Origin of the sequence: Marinobacter sp. M-5, assembly GCF_032911545.1 — a bacterium.
Taxonomy (GTDB): Bacteria; Pseudomonadota; Gammaproteobacteria; order Pseudomonadales; family Oleiphilaceae; genus Marinobacter; species Marinobacter goseongensis.
Genome location: NZ_JAWJEK010000001.1, coordinates 1,357,773 through 1,374,108, shown reverse-complemented (window position 1 = coordinate 1,374,108; position 16,336 = coordinate 1,357,773). Strand labels below are relative to the sequence as shown.

17 protein-coding genes and 2 tRNA genes are annotated in these 16,336 nt (G+C 58.3%); 1 reads left to right on the top strand and 18 read right to left on the bottom strand.

The genetic code is table 11. The annotated features are described in order from the left end of the window. Nucleotides 1-13: 13 nt before the first annotated feature. The 4 genes from bamC to R0125_RS06330 all read right to left on the bottom strand — a co-directional run bounded on the left by bamC (nt 14) and on the right by R0125_RS06330 (nt 3,480). Nucleotides 14-1,111 carry an outer membrane protein assembly factor BamC gene (gene bamC, locus R0125_RS06345; RefSeq protein ID WP_317237543.1) on the bottom strand — a complete coding sequence of 366 codons (1,098 nt, stop codon included), beginning with the start codon at nt 1,109-1,111 and terminating at the stop codon, nt 14-16. Between the two features lie 34 nt (nt 1,112-1,145). Next, nucleotides 1,146-2,024 (bottom strand): 4-hydroxy-tetrahydrodipicolinate synthase, encoded by an 879-nt coding sequence (gene dapA, locus R0125_RS06340; protein ID WP_317237542.1) that lies wholly within the window; start codon nt 2,022-2,024, stop codon nt 1,146-1,148. Between the two features lie 87 nt (nt 2,025-2,111). Continuing rightward, nucleotides 2,112-3,191, bottom strand: coding sequence for an AI-2E family transporter (locus R0125_RS06335; protein ID WP_317237541.1), 1,080 nt, complete (start codon nt 3,189-3,191; stop codon nt 2,112-2,114). 61 nt (nt 3,192-3,252) lie between these two features. Beyond that, on the bottom strand, nt 3,253-3,480 hold the full coding sequence (locus tag R0125_RS06330; protein WP_317237540.1) for a sulfurtransferase TusA family protein: 228 nt from the start codon (nt 3,478-3,480) through the stop codon (nt 3,253-3,255). A gap of 214 nt (nt 3,481-3,694) precedes the next feature. Between R0125_RS06330 and R0125_RS06325 the strand changes: the two genes are divergently transcribed. Continuing rightward, the gene (locus tag R0125_RS06325) at nt 3,695-5,113 is read left to right on the top strand and encodes a M48 family metalloprotease (RefSeq protein ID WP_317237967.1); all 1,419 of its coding nucleotides are present in this window, start codon (nt 3,695-3,697) and stop codon (nt 5,111-5,113) included. Nucleotides 5,114-5,118: 5 nt separating this feature from the next. On the opposite strand, the gene nadA is transcribed toward R0125_RS06325, so the two are convergent. The 14 genes from nadA to aspS form a co-directional block, all read right to left on the bottom strand. Next, a complete protein-coding gene (nadA, locus tag R0125_RS06320; RefSeq protein ID WP_248181035.1) occupies nt 5,119-6,180 on the bottom strand; it encodes a quinolinate synthase NadA in 1,062 nt (353 codons plus the stop codon). Between the two features lie 115 nt (nt 6,181-6,295). Further along, nucleotides 6,296-6,371 (bottom strand) — tRNA-Lys (locus R0125_RS06315). Nucleotides 6,372-6,422: 51 nt separating this feature from the next. Beyond that, nucleotides 6,423-6,498: transfer RNA gene (locus R0125_RS06310), tRNA-Lys, on the bottom strand. A gap of 84 nt (nt 6,499-6,582) precedes the next feature. Further along, nucleotides 6,583-7,353 carry a tol-pal system protein YbgF gene (gene ybgF / locus R0125_RS06305; protein ID WP_317237539.1) on the bottom strand — a complete coding sequence of 257 codons (771 nt, stop codon included), beginning with the start codon at nt 7,351-7,353 and terminating at the stop codon, nt 6,583-6,585. Between the two features lie 25 nt (nt 7,354-7,378). Then, the gene (pal, locus tag R0125_RS06300; protein WP_248181024.1) at nt 7,379-7,948 is read right to left on the bottom strand and encodes a peptidoglycan-associated lipoprotein Pal; all 570 of its coding nucleotides are present in this window, start codon (nt 7,946-7,948) and stop codon (nt 7,379-7,381) included. A 38-nt stretch (nt 7,949-7,986) separates the two neighbouring features. Then, nucleotides 7,987-9,324, bottom strand: coding sequence for a Tol-Pal system beta propeller repeat protein TolB (tolB, locus tag R0125_RS06295; RefSeq protein ID WP_317237538.1), 1,338 nt, complete (start codon nt 9,322-9,324; stop codon nt 7,987-7,989). Nucleotides 9,325-9,341: 17 nt separating this feature from the next. Beyond that, a complete protein-coding gene (tolA, locus tag R0125_RS06290; protein WP_317237537.1) occupies nt 9,342-10,304 on the bottom strand; it encodes a cell envelope integrity protein TolA in 963 nt (320 codons plus the stop codon). A gap of 84 nt (nt 10,305-10,388) precedes the next feature. Then, on the bottom strand, nt 10,389-10,835 hold the full coding sequence (tolR, locus tag R0125_RS06285) for a protein TolR (protein WP_317237536.1): 447 nt from the start codon (nt 10,833-10,835) through the stop codon (nt 10,389-10,391). A 40-nt stretch (nt 10,836-10,875) separates the two neighbouring features. Beyond that, on the bottom strand, nt 10,876-11,568 hold the full coding sequence (tolQ, locus tag R0125_RS06280; RefSeq protein ID WP_317237535.1) for a protein TolQ: 693 nt from the start codon (nt 11,566-11,568) through the stop codon (nt 10,876-10,878). Nucleotides 11,569-11,592: 24 nt separating this feature from the next. Then, nucleotides 11,593-12,042, bottom strand: coding sequence for a YbgC/FadM family acyl-CoA thioesterase (locus tag R0125_RS06275; RefSeq protein ID WP_248181020.1), 450 nt, complete (start codon nt 12,040-12,042; stop codon nt 11,593-11,595). Continuing rightward, nucleotides 12,035-13,063, bottom strand: a complete 1,029-nt coding sequence (gene ruvB / locus R0125_RS06270) for a Holliday junction branch migration DNA helicase RuvB (RefSeq protein ID WP_248181019.1) — start codon at nt 13,061-13,063, stop codon at nt 12,035-12,037. The genes R0125_RS06275 and ruvB overlap by 8 nt, the downstream gene beginning before the upstream one ends. A 157-nt stretch (nt 13,064-13,220) precedes the next feature. Further along, nucleotides 13,221-13,853 carry a Holliday junction branch migration protein RuvA gene (gene ruvA / locus R0125_RS06265; RefSeq protein ID WP_317237533.1) on the bottom strand — a complete coding sequence of 211 codons (633 nt, stop codon included), beginning with the start codon at nt 13,851-13,853 and terminating at the stop codon, nt 13,221-13,223. 30 nt (nt 13,854-13,883) lie between these two features. Continuing rightward, a complete protein-coding gene (ruvC, locus tag R0125_RS06260; protein ID WP_248181017.1) occupies nt 13,884-14,408 on the bottom strand; it encodes a crossover junction endodeoxyribonuclease RuvC in 525 nt (174 codons plus the stop codon). Between the two features lie 19 nt (nt 14,409-14,427). Next, entirely contained in the window at nt 14,428-16,254 is a 1,827-nt protein-coding gene (aspS, locus tag R0125_RS06255) for an aspartate--tRNA ligase (protein WP_317237532.1), read from the bottom strand. Between the last annotated feature and the right edge of the window lie 82 nt (nt 16,255-16,336).

Here is a 16,336-nt window from a genome sequence, read left to right as displayed (position 1 = left end):
CGGCACCTGGTAATTAGTAAAGATATTCGAACAATTCCGAGAGCAGCTCTGGAGAACGGTTGTCGCCGTCGTAGCCTTCGGCTCGCGATGCCGTCACTACCAACACGCCGTCCTGCTCTTCAAGGTTCAGATCAAAGGTGTGCTTCGGCTCATCTTCATCGGCAAACCAGCTGAACCAGCCAGGATCCCGTTCCGACTCGCTGCGGAAATCCACATTGAACCAGCCAGCACTGCGGTTCAGGTCGACGACCGGAATCTCCGCTTCATTCAATGCTCGGCTGACTTCAGACCAGCCCCGACCGTAGTCCAGGTCCAGCTCAATAGACACCGGCTGGTCATTCTCGGAGTTCAGTCGTACCAGTGGCTCACTGACCATACCAAGAGCTGCCCGGGAATAGGACTTGCTTTCCTCGCGACCTTTGAGAAACACCCCCATGTCTGTGAGCAGTTTCTTGCTCGTATCGAGGTCGCCCCGGGAAGGTGCGGAGCCCGTCTGCCACGCCAGCAGCTGATCCGGGTTACTGTCCACTTCGTTCACCCGCAATTGCACCTCGGTGGTCTTGCGGCGCACGCCCGGAGCGACGCGGGCCTGCACCACCAGCAGTTGCTCTGAGGCGCCGGGATCGCTATCCAGCTCCATCAGTGTTCGTGCGCGTTTGCTGAAGTTGACCAGTTCACTTTGCAGGAGCCCAAGTTGCGGGCTGTCATGGGCGACACCGAAGCCACGGTCATTCAGATAGGACGAAACCGCGGGCCAGACCCTGCCGGGTACGTCATTGATCAACAGCCACATCTGGCCATCGAGCTCTTCCACGACGTAGTTCTCCTCGAGAATCTCCGAGGTCATATCGGGCGGCGTGGGAATGGCGTCGCGATACATCTTGCCAGAGTCGGCGGTGGTCACCTCCCGAACCGGCATAACCTGGCCGAAACGGGCGTCGTCCGCCTGTTCCGGCAGGCGCAGGGGCTCGCCCTCACTGGCGTTGACGTAACGCTCGGAACGGTCCTCAAGAAGACTGCATCCGCCGACGCTAAGGAGCACGGCCAGACCGGTCATCCTCGCTGCCGTGCCCATCACGTTTTTACTTGCTGTCCTGAACAGGAACACCATCAGGCTACTCCAGAGTTTTGGTGGTACGGAATGCTCAGAGTACACCTGAGGCCTTGAGGGCATCTTCGACTTCACCGTGAAACTTGTCGCTCAGCGGGGTCAGCGGCAGGCGTATGCCCTCACCGATCTTGCCCATCCGCTGTAACGCCCACTTTACGGGAATGGGGTTAGCTTCGAGGAACAACTTGCGGTTGAGCGGCATCAGCAACTCGTTAAGCCGTGCCGTTTCATCCCGATCACCGGCAATCGCTGCTTTACAGAGCAGGGCCATTGCCTTCGGCGCTACATTTGCGGTTACCGAGACATTGCCCTTGGCTCCGGCCAACATCAGGTCGGCCGCTGTCGCATCGTCACCGGAATAGACGGCGAGGCGCCCCTGCACCGCTTCTATCAGTTCGGTACCCCGTGGAATATTACCGGTGGCGTCCTTGATGCCGATGATATTGGGGATGTCTGCCAGGCGCTCAACTGTCTCGTTGAGCATGTCGCAGGCTGTACGGCCCGGGACGTTGTACAGCATCTGGTTCATACCCGGAACGGCTTCGGCGATTGCCTTGAAATGACGGTACAGGCCTTCCTGGGTCGGCTTGTTGTAATAGGGCACAACCAGCAGACAGGCGTCGGCGCCGAGCTTGTGCGCCTCAGTGGTCAGTTCGATGGCTTCCCGGGTGCTGTTGCCACCGGTTCCGGCAATGACCGGGATACGGCCGTTGACCCGTTTTATGATGTGACCGATGACGCGGCAATGCTCCTTGGGGTCCAGTGTCGCGGATTCACCGGTGGTGCCCACGGCAACAATACCGTCGGTGCCGTTTTCAAGATGAAAGTCCACCAGCTTGTCCAGATCCTCCCAGTGAATGTCACCATCGGGATGCATGGGTGTGACCAGTGCGACAAGGCTACCCGTAATCATAAAAGCTCCGTCCGAATAAAACCGATATGGTAATGTTGGGTGCGTACTGACACAAGGGAATTAAAGGCGATGTCATGCCCGTATCCATCAGCCCTGCTCAACCCTTTCCTGAGTGGAGCTATCCTTCACCGGCCACGCCGAAAACACGGCCTTCAGCATGGTGGCCAACGGAATGGCAAAGAATACGCCCCATAACCCCCAGATGCCCCCGAAAAACAGCACCGCCACGATAATGGCCACCGGGTGCAGGTTGTTCACCTCGGAAAATAGCACCGGCACCAGCACGTTGCCATCCAAGGCCTGAATAATGCCGTAAACCACCATCACCCAGATGAAGTGCGAACCCCAGCCAAACGCAAACAGTGCGATCATGGCCACGGGAATGGTCACCACGGCCGCACCGATGTAGGGAATCACCACACTCAGACCGACAAGCAAGGCCAGCAGCGCCGCATAAGGCATTCCCAGCACCTTGAAGGCGATGTAAGTGACACCTCCCACAATCAGGATTTCAACCGCTTTGCCGCGGACATAGTTGGCACATTGCAGGTTCACCTCATGCCAGATTCTGAGCATCATCGGACGCTGCGGAGGCAGCAGGCGCGCGACCGAGGTCAGCAGCAGGTTACGATCCTTGAGAAAAAAGAACACCAGAATCGGCACCAGCACCATGTAGATCAGCAGCGCCACCAGATCCGGAATACTTGAAAGGGAAAAAGACACCAGCCATTGGGTCAGATGTCCCGCTTCGGTGCTGATTTGACGGTAGATGGTACTGACCGCTTCCATGGATATCAGCGTCGGGTATTGCTGGGGCAGCAGCTCCATATAGGATTGCAACTCACGGATAATCCGGGGAGCCTCACCGGCCAGCGAGGTCACCTGGGACCACAGAAGCGGCAGTAAACCAAAAATGAACCCGACCAGAATGCCCAGGAACACCAGAAAAACGCCAATGATGGAAACAAGCTCAGGCACGCCCGTTCTTGTTAGCTTGGTGACCAGACCCTGCAGGATAAATGCAATGATGACCGAAGCAATTGCCGGCGCCAGCATGGCGCCAAACAGAATGACAAATACCGTGCCAGTGACCAGAAGCAGAAAAAGAATGACGGCTTCGTCATCTGAAAAGTATTTGTGGGCAAGACCGCGTAAAATTCTGACCATGTACATCTCCGTGGAAACACGGTGTGGGAACGTTAGTGCTTGAACATCGGCGGCGCTGCCGTCAGTCGCCGCACCTTATTACGAACCGGAAGCGGCCTCCGGCCTCCTCGGAACTCACCAGCTGATGGCGGGAAAGTTTCAGGAACGCAGGAATGTCGCGTGCAGAGCCGGAATCGGTAGCGATCACTTCAAGCTCATCACCCGGCGACAGGCTGTTGAGTTCGAGTTTGGTTTTCAACAAGGGCATCGGGCATCGTAACCCGGATGCGTCCAGAATTTTCTGAGCCATGAAAGGTCAACACCTTGCAGAACCTGTATAAACGAGGCGGCATTATGACGGCACTGCCCCCTGATTGCACCTCAATCGTATTTAATGAAGGGTACTAGAACTTTTAATGGCAAAATGCTGTCCTATCAAGCGATTTGGCAATGGATTTCAGACACTGATGCTTACCTTCTCCTTTCACCACACACCGACCCGGGCATGGCTGGTGCGGGCGCTGATGCTTGTGATCGCCGCACTGCCGATAACCGGGGCCCAGGCCCAGGACAGTACGCTACCGTCCATCGGGGGAGCGGGCGGCGGCCTGATCTCGGAGCAGCAGGAGGCAGAAATCGGTCGCCAGGTCATGGTTTCCATTCGCCGGTCCGCGCCCCAGATATCCGACCCTCTGGTCTATGACTACCTGCACGATGTGATCTACCGCCTGGTGCCCTCGGCCCCCCTGAAAAACCGCGACCTGACACTGGCGATTATCGATAGCCCGGACATCAACGCCTTCGCGGTGCCTGGCAGCATTGTCGGCATTAACGGCGGCCTCGTACTGAACGCCCGCAGCGAGCAGCAGTTCGCTTCCGTGCTGGCCCACGAGCTGGCCCACCTGAGCCAACGGCATTTCGCGCGCCGGATGGAGCAACAGGAAACCAGCGCCCCGCTGGCCATCGCCGGGGTGCTTGCCGGCATCGTGCTGTCTGCCGTCACTCAGTCTGAGATCGGCATTGCTGCGATTGCCGGCACCCAGGCGCTCTCGATCCAGAACATGCTCGCCTACAGCCGCGCCCACGAGCAGGAGGCAGACCGGGTCGGCATGGACATTCTGGCTGACGCCGGCATGGATCCACGGGGCATGCCTGAAATGTTTGAAATCATGATGAGGCAGAACCGCCTGCAGGGAAACCGGGTCCCTGAGTACCTTTCGACCCACCCTCTTACCCAGAGCCGCGTCTCCGATACGCGCAACCGCGCAGAGCAGTACCCGGTTCGGGACGTTCAGGACACACAGGAATACCACCTGATACGGTCCCGGCTGCAGGTTCACTACGCCCGCTCCGGCAAAGTCGCGGTGGATACCTTCCAGGACTACCTGAATCGTTCGGACACCGAAAAAACCGATGCCATACGGTATGGCCTGGCCGCCGCTCACCTGCGCAACGGCGACCCCGGTAGTGCCATCGCCGTGCTGGAGAGGCTGCTGGAAAATAATCCCGGGCGCATTACCTATGTGGTGACGTTGGCTGAAGCCCTGATCACACAGGGCAACCTGGACGAGGCCCGGAGCCGATTAAAACACGCGCTCGAACGCAATCCGGGAAATTATCCGATCACCTATCGGCTGGCGGAGGTGGAAACTGCTGAGGGCAACGGCGAGGCAGCCGCCGACTATCTGAAGCGACTGACCCGGGAACGTCCGAATCAAGAGACTCTGTGGAGCCTGCTCGCCGAGGCAGAGGGCATGGCACGGAATATCGTCGGTGTGCATCGGGCTCGGGCGGAGTATGAGGCGCTGATGGGAAATCTGGAAGCAGCCCAGCGACAGCTTCGCCAGGCGCAGGAAAAGCTGCCGGCCGGGGCACCCATGCGCCAGATTGTGACCGAACGCCTGACCGAGATTACCGAACAGTTGATTGCCCGGCGCAGCTAGCCGGATCAGGCGTTGCCGGCAGCCTGCAGATTCATCCCCGCCGTGAAATCCAGCATTCGCGTCAGTGGTTTTAGGGCCTGCTCACGGAGGTTGTCTCCCACCAGCACTTCCTGGTCTCCGTGCTCAAGCACATGGAGCAGGTTTTCTAGCCCATTCATTGCCATCCAGGGGCAATGAGCACAACTTCGGCAGGTTGCTCCGTTACCCGCAGTCGGCGCCTCAATCAGCGTTTTGTTCGGAGCCAGCTGCTGCATCTTATAGAAAATGCCGTTATCGGTGGCAACGATAAACTGCTGGTTAGGCAACGTCTGAACCGCATGGATAAGCTGTGAAGTGGATCCCACCACATCGGCCATTTCCACAACGGCATCCGGAGATTCCGGATGGACCAGCACGGCGGCATCCGGGTAGATCGCTTTCAGATCTTCGAGACCGCGATACTTGAATTCCTCATGCACAATGCACGACCCATCCCACAACAACACATCGGCGCCCGTGGTTTTCTGCACATAATGGCCCAGGTGCTTGTCTGGCGCCCAGAGGATCTTCTCGCCCCTGGCATCGAGTGATTCCACGATGGCCTGAGCACAGCTGGAGGTGACAACCCAGTCGGCTCTCGCCTTCACCGCGGCTGAGGTATTGGCATACACCACCACAGTGCGGTCCGGATGCTGATCGCAGAACTCCGCGAACTCATCCGCCGGACACCCGATGTCGAGCGAACAGGTAGCTTCCAGAGTAGGCATCAGCACCCGCTTTTCCGGGTTGAGGATTTTCGCGGTCTCACCCATGAAGCGCACACCCGCCACCACAACGGTCGTCGCCGGATGCTGATTACCGAATCGGGCCATCTCGAGAGAGTCAGCGACGCAACCGCCGGTTTCCTCAGCCAGACGCTGGATTTCCGGGTCGGTGTAGTAATGCGCGACCAACACCGCATCCTGCTCTTTCAACGCCTGACGGATGCGAGCTTCGAGCCGGGCTTTCTCGTCATCGCTTAACGGTTTCGGTTCAGCCTGGTGCGCCAGATGCTCTTGAACCAGAATGCGGTCTTCGGCTTGTGTCATTACTGCGTCTCTGTGTTTCAGTGGCCATCGGAGTATATCATTGGGTGCGTGCGGGCAAAAAAAAAGAGCCCGAAGGCTCTTTTTCAGATCAGAAGCATGACGCTTCGTCTCGTATTGGTGGGTCGTGAAGGATTCGAACCTTCGACCAATTGGTTAAAAGCCAACTGCTCTACCAACTGAGCTAACGACCCATAACAGGATCAAGCACCGCAACCGCTCAGCCAGCTGCCATACTTTCAATTTGGTGGGTCGTGAAGGATTCGAACCTTCGACCAATTGGTTAAAAGCCAACTGCTCTACCAACTGAGCTAACGACCCAAACGAGGCGCATATAGTAATGATTTTTGGGCGCTGATCAACCCCTTTTGTTCGGGTTTCTCAACATTCTTTCAAGACTGGTTATTAACTGTCCGCTGAATCGAGATACTTTTGCGCCAGTTTGGCCGCGTTCGACTCCGGATAGTTGCGCACCACCGATTCCATGCGACTTTTCGCTTCGTTTTTCTCGCCTAAACGGTCAAGGGCAACGCCCAGTTTGTAGACCGCGTCCGGAGCCTTGCGATGGTCGGCATAACGGGTCGCCACAATGGTAAAGGCCTGCTTGGCCTGCTCAAGCTGCGGCTTGACCAGATACACCTCGCCCAGCCAGTAATAGGCATTCACCGACAGATCCCCCTCCGGGTACTTGTCGACGAAATCGTAAATCCGGTTGATGGCTTCGTCGTACTTCTTGTCTTTATGAATCAGGTCCTGAATCTGCTCGTACGCCTTGCGCTCGTCCGCTTGCGGCTGACGGTAGACCTTGGCGGCGGGCCGCTCCACGCTGGCAGAATCCGATGCTGCGCCCTGTTCGGCGGAGCTTGTTGCAGACGACGCTTTTTCCGAGAGTTCCAGAATCCGCTGATCAAGATCAATGTACCGGTCTCTCGACTGGCGGGTCAGTCGATCAATCAGGTTACGCTGTTCCTCGACTTCTCCCTGAAGCCGGCGAACCTCACCCTGCAATTGTTGGATCATGTAAAACAGCTCGGCGTTGGCCTGGCTGTTCCCGGCATTTTTTCGGGCTTCAGACGCGCTGTCCTGAAACACCGGAGTGGCAGATTGCGCCAGCGCGCCTCCCACTGGCGCAAACGCCAGCGAGAGGGCAACTGTCGCCATGAGCGTGTGTCTCATGGGGGGTCCTGTTGCTGTTTAGCTGTTACTCGAAAACGAGTTCAACACGGCGATTCTGGGCCAAGGCACTTTCATCAGAGCCCATCACAGCCGGCTTTTCTTCACCATAGCTTACGGTTTCCATTTGTCCGCGGGAAGCACCGTTCACGATCAGGAACCGCTCAACTGCGTTGGCTCGTCGCTCGCCCAGCGCCAGGTTGTATTCCTTGGTGCCACGCTCATCCGCATGACCCTCGAGACGAACCTGCTGGTTGGGGTTGTTTTCGAGGTAGCGGGCATGGGCGACCAGCACTTCCCGTGCTTCCGGCTTGATTTCCGCCGTATCAAAGTCGAAGTAGAAGGTGGTGATGTTGCGCATCGCTTCCTGTTCCGCCCGCTCCTCGCGTTCACGGAGCTCTTCGTCGGTCAGGTCAGACGAGGACACACCATCACGGTCGCCGCCGCCGTATACGGTGCTGCCACCATCCTGATCCACCGCCTCGACGTCGGAGCCATAAGCGCCGTCTTCCATGGTATCCCCGGTGGAGCTACAGCCGGCAACCAGGCCAAGGGAAAGTACCATTGCAAATGCTTTCTGATGAGCTGTGATCTTCATAACGTTTCCTTCCTATTGGTTTACTGCTTTCAGATGAATTAACGCAGAATCGGCGACCAGGCCGGCTCTCTCACATCGCCTTCGGACGCCGGCAGGCTGTAGGCTGCCCCGCCGTCCGCCGAAATAACGGTCAATACACTGTTTCCACTCTGCTTGGTCGCGTAAATCAGCATGCGGCCGTTCGGTGCCACGCTTGGAGACTCGTCAGATTCGGTGCGGGTGAGGACCGTTTCCTCTCCGCTTTTGAGATTTGTCCGCGCGATGTGAAACGCCCTGTCACGCTGATGCACGTAATACACGTACTTGCCTTCGTTATCCGGCCGCGGTCGCGCGTTGTAGCGACTGCCAAATGTGATACGGCGGGGATCTGCGTTCTCACTGGACTTGTGGTAGATCTGCGGGCCACCGGACCGGTCTGAGGTAAAAAAGAACCCGTTGCCGGTGTGATCCCAGCTTGCCTCGGTATCTATGGACCAGTGATTGGTCAGTCGCTTGAGATTCTTGCTGGCGATGTCCATACGGTAAATCTCGGCGTTGCCATCTTTGGACAGCGTCAACAACAGCGAGCGGCCATCGTCTGACCACGCTGGCGCCGAGTTGAGCCCCCGAAACTCGGCAATGCGGGTCCGGTTACCAGAGGCCAGCTCATGAATGAACACCGCGGGGCGCCCGGTCTCGAACGATACGTAAGCCAGCTTTTCACCATCCGGCGACCAGGCGGGCGACAGAATGGGCTCTTTGCCCTCCAGCCGGACCCGAGCGCGCTTACCATCCACGTCACTGACCTGCAGGCGGTAGCGAGGCTCTCCGCTGGCACGATCCAGGGTGACGTACGCCAGCTTAGTGGAAAACGCCCCCGGCACCCCGGTGATGGCCTCATAGACCTTGTCGCTGATGTGATGCGCCAGCGTGCGCATGTTGTTTGCGCTCGCACTGGCCGAAGACCCCAGAATGCGCTCCTCGCGATTGACATCAAACAGCTCGTAGCGGGCCTCAACACGGTCTCCACTGCGGCTGAGCTGCCCCACCACCACGTAACGCTGCCCCAGCAGTCGCCAATCGCGGAAATACATTTCGGAACGTTGTGAGGGCAGACTCAGCATTTTTTCCGGCGCGAGCGTGCTGAATTCGCCGCTCATGGTCAGGTCGTCCTGAACGATGCTGCTGACCTTGTCACCGGAGGGAATACCACCACTCTCGGCAAAGGGCACCACCGCAACAGGAATCGCCGCATCAGCACCTTCCGTGATTCGGATGGTGAGCTCGGCCGACGCCTGGCCGCTGCCCAGCAATGCCCACAGAAAGAGGACACACACCAGCTGGCATGCGTAGCGGATGCGCGATGTTTTTCCGGGTATTCTGGTCCGATTCGTCATCAGCTTTCCCATTTTCCTTATTGCAACCGCCGTGGATTGAATTCGATTGTAAACTGGCGGAAGTAGCGTTCAAACGTGTCCCGATCATCCGGAATCGGATAACGACTGAGCGATTTGACTGCCCCGAGGGCAGAATTGTCAAAAGCCGTATTACCGCTGCTGCTCACCAGTTTGACGGCCTGCAGTTCACCGGTCGGCAGCAAGGTGATCTGCAATCTTGCCGTCATGTCCTCGGTGGCAGATGACGGGGGATACCAGGCCTGGCTCAGCCGCTCGCGGATCAGTGCCTGGTACTTCTCACTCTCCGACATCATCCGCGCTTCCCGGGCTTTGGCTGCAGCCGCTTCCTGCCGTCGCCGCGCCTCAGCTTGCTGCGCCCGATCCGCCTCTTCCGCCAGCGCTTCGAGCTGCTGCTCACGCAGGCGCCGTTCCGCCTCTTTGCGCTTCTGCTCAGCTTCACGGCGAGCCTGCTCTTCACGCTCCCGTTTCTCGGCTTCTTCCCGTTTCCGACGTTCCTCTTCCTGCTTGCGGCGCTCTTCTTCGGCCTGTCGGGCCTCTTCCTGACGCCGCTTCTCCTCTTCCGCCCGCTGCCGCTCGCGTTCCTTTGCCTCAGCCTCGGCCCTCTGGCGTGCGGCCTCTTCCTCGCGGGCTTTCTGCTCTTCACGCTTCCGTAGCGCTTCAGCCTCTTGCTGCTTGCGCTCTTTTTCCTGTTCTATCCGCCGCGCTTCTTCCCTGGCCTTCTCTTCTTCTGCCGCGCGGCGCTCAGCCGCTTCCCGACGCTGCTGCTCTTCCTGATCACGCCGCCGCTCCTCGTCTCGATCCGGCTGCTCCCGCTCTTCAACCACCGGGCTTGGCTCTGGCTGTTGCTGAGTAATGAGCCGCGCGGCAATGCTCTGCGGCTGCGGCTCATCCCGAGGCGTACTCCAGGACCACCCGGTCAGAGCCACCACCACAATGAGACCGTGCAGAAGCAGTGACAAGGCAACGGGAGATTTCCAGGGTTGCTGCCCGGTACGGGTTACATCACGATCCTGACCTGTCACAAAAACCTGCCCGCTTTATGCTCAGTTTTCGGTGGATGGTGCTTCGGTGATCAAGCCGATGCTGGTGGCGCCGGCACCCTGCAACTCAGCCATCAGCCGAACAACTGTGCCGTACTCGACGTGCTCGTCACCACGCACCAGCACTTCCCTGGCACTGCCGACGGACAAAATTTTCGCCACCTGTGTCCGAACCTCACCCAGAGACATGGGATCGCTGTCTTCGTCGCCCACTTCCAGAAAGTAGGCACCGTTAGAATCAACCGAGACAATGATCGACTCCACGTCCTTGTCGGACTGGATGGGATCCGAGGCGGTTTCCGGCAGATCGACTTTGACACCCTGCGTCAACATCGGCGCCGTCACCATAAAAATAATCAGCAGTACCAGCATCACGTCGATGTAGGGCACCACGTTGATTTCCGACATTGGCTTCCGGCGGTTCGCCGGCATCATTCCCATGCCTTTCATGCCTTGTCTCCCCTGGCCGCTCTACGCAGACTGCCCGCTGTCATGCGGCGGATGACTGCTCGCTGTTATGCACACGGCGATGCAGGATGCTTGAGAATTCGTCTGCGAAAGTTTCATAGTTCTTCAGCAACGCATCCGACATGGCAGAGAACCGGTTGTAGGCGATCACTGCTGGTATGGCCGCAAACAGGCCCATCGCGGTCGCGATCAGCGCCTCGGAGATCCCCGGTGCGACAGTAGCCAGAGTTGCCTGCTGCACCTGAGCCAGACCACGGAAGGAGTTCATGATGCCCCATACTGTACCAAACAGGCCGATGTATGGACTGGTGGAGCCCACCGTTGCCAGAAACGGCAGCGACGCTTCAAGGCGCTCCTGCTCTCGGGAGAACGCAACCCGCATGGCCCGCTGAGTGCCCTCCATAACCGCATCGGCATCCCGGCTCTGCTGGCGCAGGCGGGAGAATTCCTTGAAACCGGCACGGAACAGGGACTCCATGCCTGAAAAAGGCGTGGGGTCGCTGTTCACTTCCCGGTACAACTGCCCCAGATCCATGCCGGACCAGAACCGCTCCTCGAACGCGAGCTGTGCCTGACGGGCCTTACGGAAAACCTGAAAACGCTGAAAAATGAGCGCCCAGGACACCACGGAAGCCAGAACCAGTAACAGCATGACCAGCTGTACCAGCACCCCCGCGTTAGCGATGAGATACCAAACAGAAACTTCTGACTCCACCTTCTACTCCTGGCTTGTTCCGGTTTACAGTTGGTTGTCGTGAACCCGTTCCAGCAGTTCACGCATGTTGTCCGGCAGCCTCCTCGGCCGCCCACTATCCAACGCCACACAGGCTACCCGCACATCGGCGGACGCCAGCAACACAGCCTCGTCTGCCGATTGGACGTTCCTGAACACCCGCTGGCGAAAATCCATCCACACCCGCCCGAAACCCACCGGCTCAGCGGTGACCAGCAATTCATCATCCAGCTTCGCCGGCACGGCATAGTGAATCGTCAGGCGCTGGACCACATAACTGATGTTGTCGGCCAACCCGGCCCTCAGACCGATTCCACAGGCCCGCACCCATTCCGTTCGGGCGCGCTCCATGTAGTGTAGATACCTGGCATGAAATACGATGCCTCCGGCATCCGTGTCTTCGATGTACACCCTGACCGGCAGCTGGAACGGTTCGGCGAAGTCCTGCTCAGTCAAACAGATCCTCCTTTCCTGAGCGTGCCGGCACCGCGCCAAAATGCTCGTAGGCACTGGAGGTCACCATCCGCCCCCGCGGCGTCCGTACCATGAACCCCTGCTGAATAAGAAAGGGCTCCAGCACGTCTTCAATGGTGCCTCGCTCCTCGCTGATGGCCGCCGCCAGACTTTCCACGCCGACCGGACCACCATCAAATTTCTCGATCATTGCCAGCAGCAACCGGCGGTCCATGTGATCGAAGCCTTGGTCGTCCACCTTCAGCATGTTCAGTGCCCGATCCGCAATACTGTCACTGATGCGACCATCCGCTTTCACTTCGGCATAGTCACGCACCCGCCGGAGCAGGCGATTAGCAATTCGTGGCGTGCCCCGCGAGCGCCGGGCAATTTCATAGGCACCCCCCTCGTCGATGGCCACGGAGGAGAGCCGCGCAGACCGCAGAATAATATGGGTCAGATCAGCCGTGTTGTAAAACTCCAGGCGCTGGACAATACCGAAGCGATCTCTCAACGGCGAAGTCAGCAACCCCGCTCTCGTGGTCGCCCCCACCAGGGTGAAGGGCGGCAGGTCCAACTTGATAGAGCGGGCGGCGGGTCCCTCACCAATCATGATATCCAGCTGGTAATCTTCCATCGCCGGGTAGAGCACCTCCTCTACCGCCGCACTAAGGCGGTGAATCTCGTCGATGAAGAGCACATCGCCCTCCTCCAGATTCGTCAGCATGGCTGCCAGGTCGCCTGCCTTCTCCAGCACCGGGCCCGACGTTGTCTTGATCGCGACACCCATCTCGTTGGCGATGATGTTGGCCAACGTGGTTTTCCCCAAACCCGGCGGCCCGAAAATCAGTACGTGGTCCAGTGCCTCTTCCCGCCCCCTCGCGGCGGAGATGAAGATATCCATCTGCTCTCGCACCGCAGGCTGGCCGACGTACTCAGATAACAACGTTGGCCGGATGGCACGATCCTGCACCTCTTCGTATTGCCCACCCTGGGCTGAAATCAGTCGATCAGACTCAATCATCGCGTTACCCGGGCTCTCAACCCCACTAAAAACCCCAACTTCATGGCTGTACAGTGTTTTCGGGATCAAGGAACCCCAATTGTACAAACGCCTCTGTGGCTGTCACGTTACGCTCTATACAGATTCGGCGCCAGACAGGTCGTAAGTTACGTCAGATTCATCCGGCAGGAATCATATTGCGCAACGCAAGACGGATCAGGTTTTCCGATGACATGCCCTCTTCCGCCACCTTACCGATCGCCCTGGTGGCCTCCTGAGGCTTGTAACCGAGGGCAATCAGAGCAGCTTCGGCCTCATCCCGCGGGGCATGGCTTGAAGCCGGCACAACGGCTCCAACACCCCTGTCTCCTGTCGCTGCCGACGACAGGGGCACAAACTGCCCCTCAAGTTGCCCTATCCGATCTGTCATTTCAATAAGCAGGCGTTCCGCCGTTTTTTTACCCACACCAGGCAGTTTGACCAGCGAATTGGCGTCACGGGCTTCGACACAACGGATGAATTGATGGGCATCGAGCCCTGACAGGATCCCGACCGCCAGTTTTGGCCCAACGCCGTTAACGCGGATCAACAAGCGGAACAAATCGCGATCCAGCCGCGACGCGAACCCATACAGGCTCTGGGCATCTTCGCGGACCGCGAAGTGAGTGTGCAGGGCGATTTCCTCTCCCGGTTCCGGGAGGTGGAAAAAGGTGGTGAACGGAATATCCACTTCGTAACCCAGCCCGGCGCACTCAACCAGCGCCTGACCCGGTGACTTTTCCACAAGTGTGCCTCGAATTCGGCCTATCAACGGGTTACTCCTTTGGCGCGACAGCGCCGGTTATTGTTGTCGGACCCGACCGTTGCGAACTTTTCCGCCGGCGGAGAGCCGGGCCACGCTCTGGCTCATATGGGCATGACACAAGGCAATGGCGAGCGCGTCTGCGGCATCTGCCTGGGGTTTGCGGGAGAGAGAAAGAAGTGCCTGCACCATGTGCTGGACCTGAGACTTATCGGCGCCGCCCTTGCCTACCACGGCCTGCTTGACCTGGCGGGCAGAATACTCGTGCACCGGTAATCCGCTGTTGGCAGCGCTGACAATGGCAGCGCCCCTTGCTTGACCAAGCTTGAGTGCGGAGTCCGGATTACGGGCCATGAAGACCTGCTCGATGGCAAATTCTTGCGGGCGGTATTCCCCGATCAATGTGGCAAGACCGTGAAAGATCGCTTGCAGGCGCTCCGCCATGGGCTTTTCACCCATGCGGATGCAACCGCTGTCGATGTACTCAATGTGGCGCCCTTCCGCCCGGATGATACCGTACCCGGTGATTCGGGACCCCGGATCTACGCCCAGAATGATCGCCACATCAGCTTCCTTGGTTGGACTAGCTTTCTGCCGGGTTGCTCCCGGCCTCGCTGGTGTCCGCCTTGTTACCTTCGATCACCTTGTTAACGGGCTTACGCAGACGGATGTGCAGCTCTCGCAGTTGCTTCTCGTCCACCTCACCAGGAGCCTGGGTCATCAGGCAAGTGGCACTCTGGGTTTTCGGGAAGGCAATTACGTCGCGGATGGACGTGGCGCCGGTCATCAGCATCACCAGCCGATCCAGACCAAAGGCCAGACCACCGTGGGGTGGGCAACCAAACTTCAGGGCATCGAGCAGGAAACCAAACTTGGCGCGGGCTTCCTCCTCTCCAATACCGAGAATACGGAAAACCGCTTGCTGCATGTTCTCGTCGTGGATACGAATCGAACCACCGCCCAGTTCAGTGCCGTTAAGCACCATATCGTAGGCGCGGGACAACGCTGTAGCCGGATTTTCGGCCAACTCTTCCGCGGTGCAGGAAGGCGCAGTGAAGGGGTGGTGGATCGCGGTCAGGCCACCGTCAGAGGTTTCCTCGAACATCGGGAAATCCACTACCCACATCGGTGCCCATTCGGCGGTGAGCATGTTCAGATCGTGACCCACCTTGATCCGCAAGGCACCCAGGGCTTCGTTGACCACGCTGGTCTTGTCGGCACCAAAGAAGACAATGTCGCCGTCTTCCGCACCTACGCGCTCGATAATGGCCATGGCGACGTCGTCGCCAAGGAACTTGATGATCGGTGACTGCAGGCCTTCGACGCCTTTGGCCACATCATTGACCTTGACGTACGCCAGACCTTTGGCGCCATAGATGCCAACAAATTTGGTGTAGTCATCGATTTGCTTGCGGGACAGATCGCCACCCTTGGGCACACGCAGGGCGGCCACACGGCCTTTAGGATCATTGGCCGGGCCGGCAAACACCTTGAAATCCACGCTTGCCACCAGATCGCCCACATCGAGCAGTTCCAGCGGAATCCGCAGGTCGGGCTTGTCACTTCCGTAGCGCTGCATGGCTTCGGCGTAAGGCATGCGGGGGAATTCCGGCAGGTCAACGTTCAGCACGTCCTTGAACAGAGAGCGAATCATACCCTCATTCAATGACATCAAAGATTCCTCATCAATGAACGACGCTTCGATATCTACCTGGGTAAACTCGGGCTGGCGGTCCGCACGCAGATCCTCATCCCGAAAACACTTGGCAATCTGATAGTAACGATCAACCCCGGACACCATCAGCAACTGCTTGAAAAGCTGAGGCGATTGCGGCAGCGCGAAAAACGAACCTTCATGGGTCCGGCTGGGCACCAGATAATCCCGTGCGCCCTCCGGCGTGGCCCGGGTCAGAATCGGGGTTTCCACATCCATGAAGCCATTGCCATCAAGGTAGTTACGGATATAGCTGGTGACACGAGAGCGGAATCGCAGGCGATTCAGCATTTCCGGACGACGCAGGTCTACGAAGCGGTACTTGAGGCGCACATCCTCACCCACATCGACGTGCTCATCCAGCGGGAACGGAGGAGTCGCGGCGGCATTAAGAATGCTCAGTTCCTTGCCCAGCAACTCGACCTGGCCGGTGGGCATGTTGCTATTCTCAGTGCCGGCAGGCCGACGACGAACACGGCCAGTCACTTTCACAACGAACTCACTGCGAACCTTTTCCGCCAGGGCAAAGCTCTCAGGGGTGTCGGGGTCAACGACGACCTGGGACATACCATCCCGGTCCCGCAGGTCCAGAAAGATCACGCCACCGTGATCGCGACGACGATGGACCCAACCGCAAAGCGTTACTTCCTGATCAATGTGAGATTCGTTGATACCACCGCAATAATGACTGCGCATACCGGTTCCCGTTGTTTCAGATGTGTGCATAAATGTGTGCAAAATATGGATTTGGCGGACACTACTGGAAAAGCCGCCCATT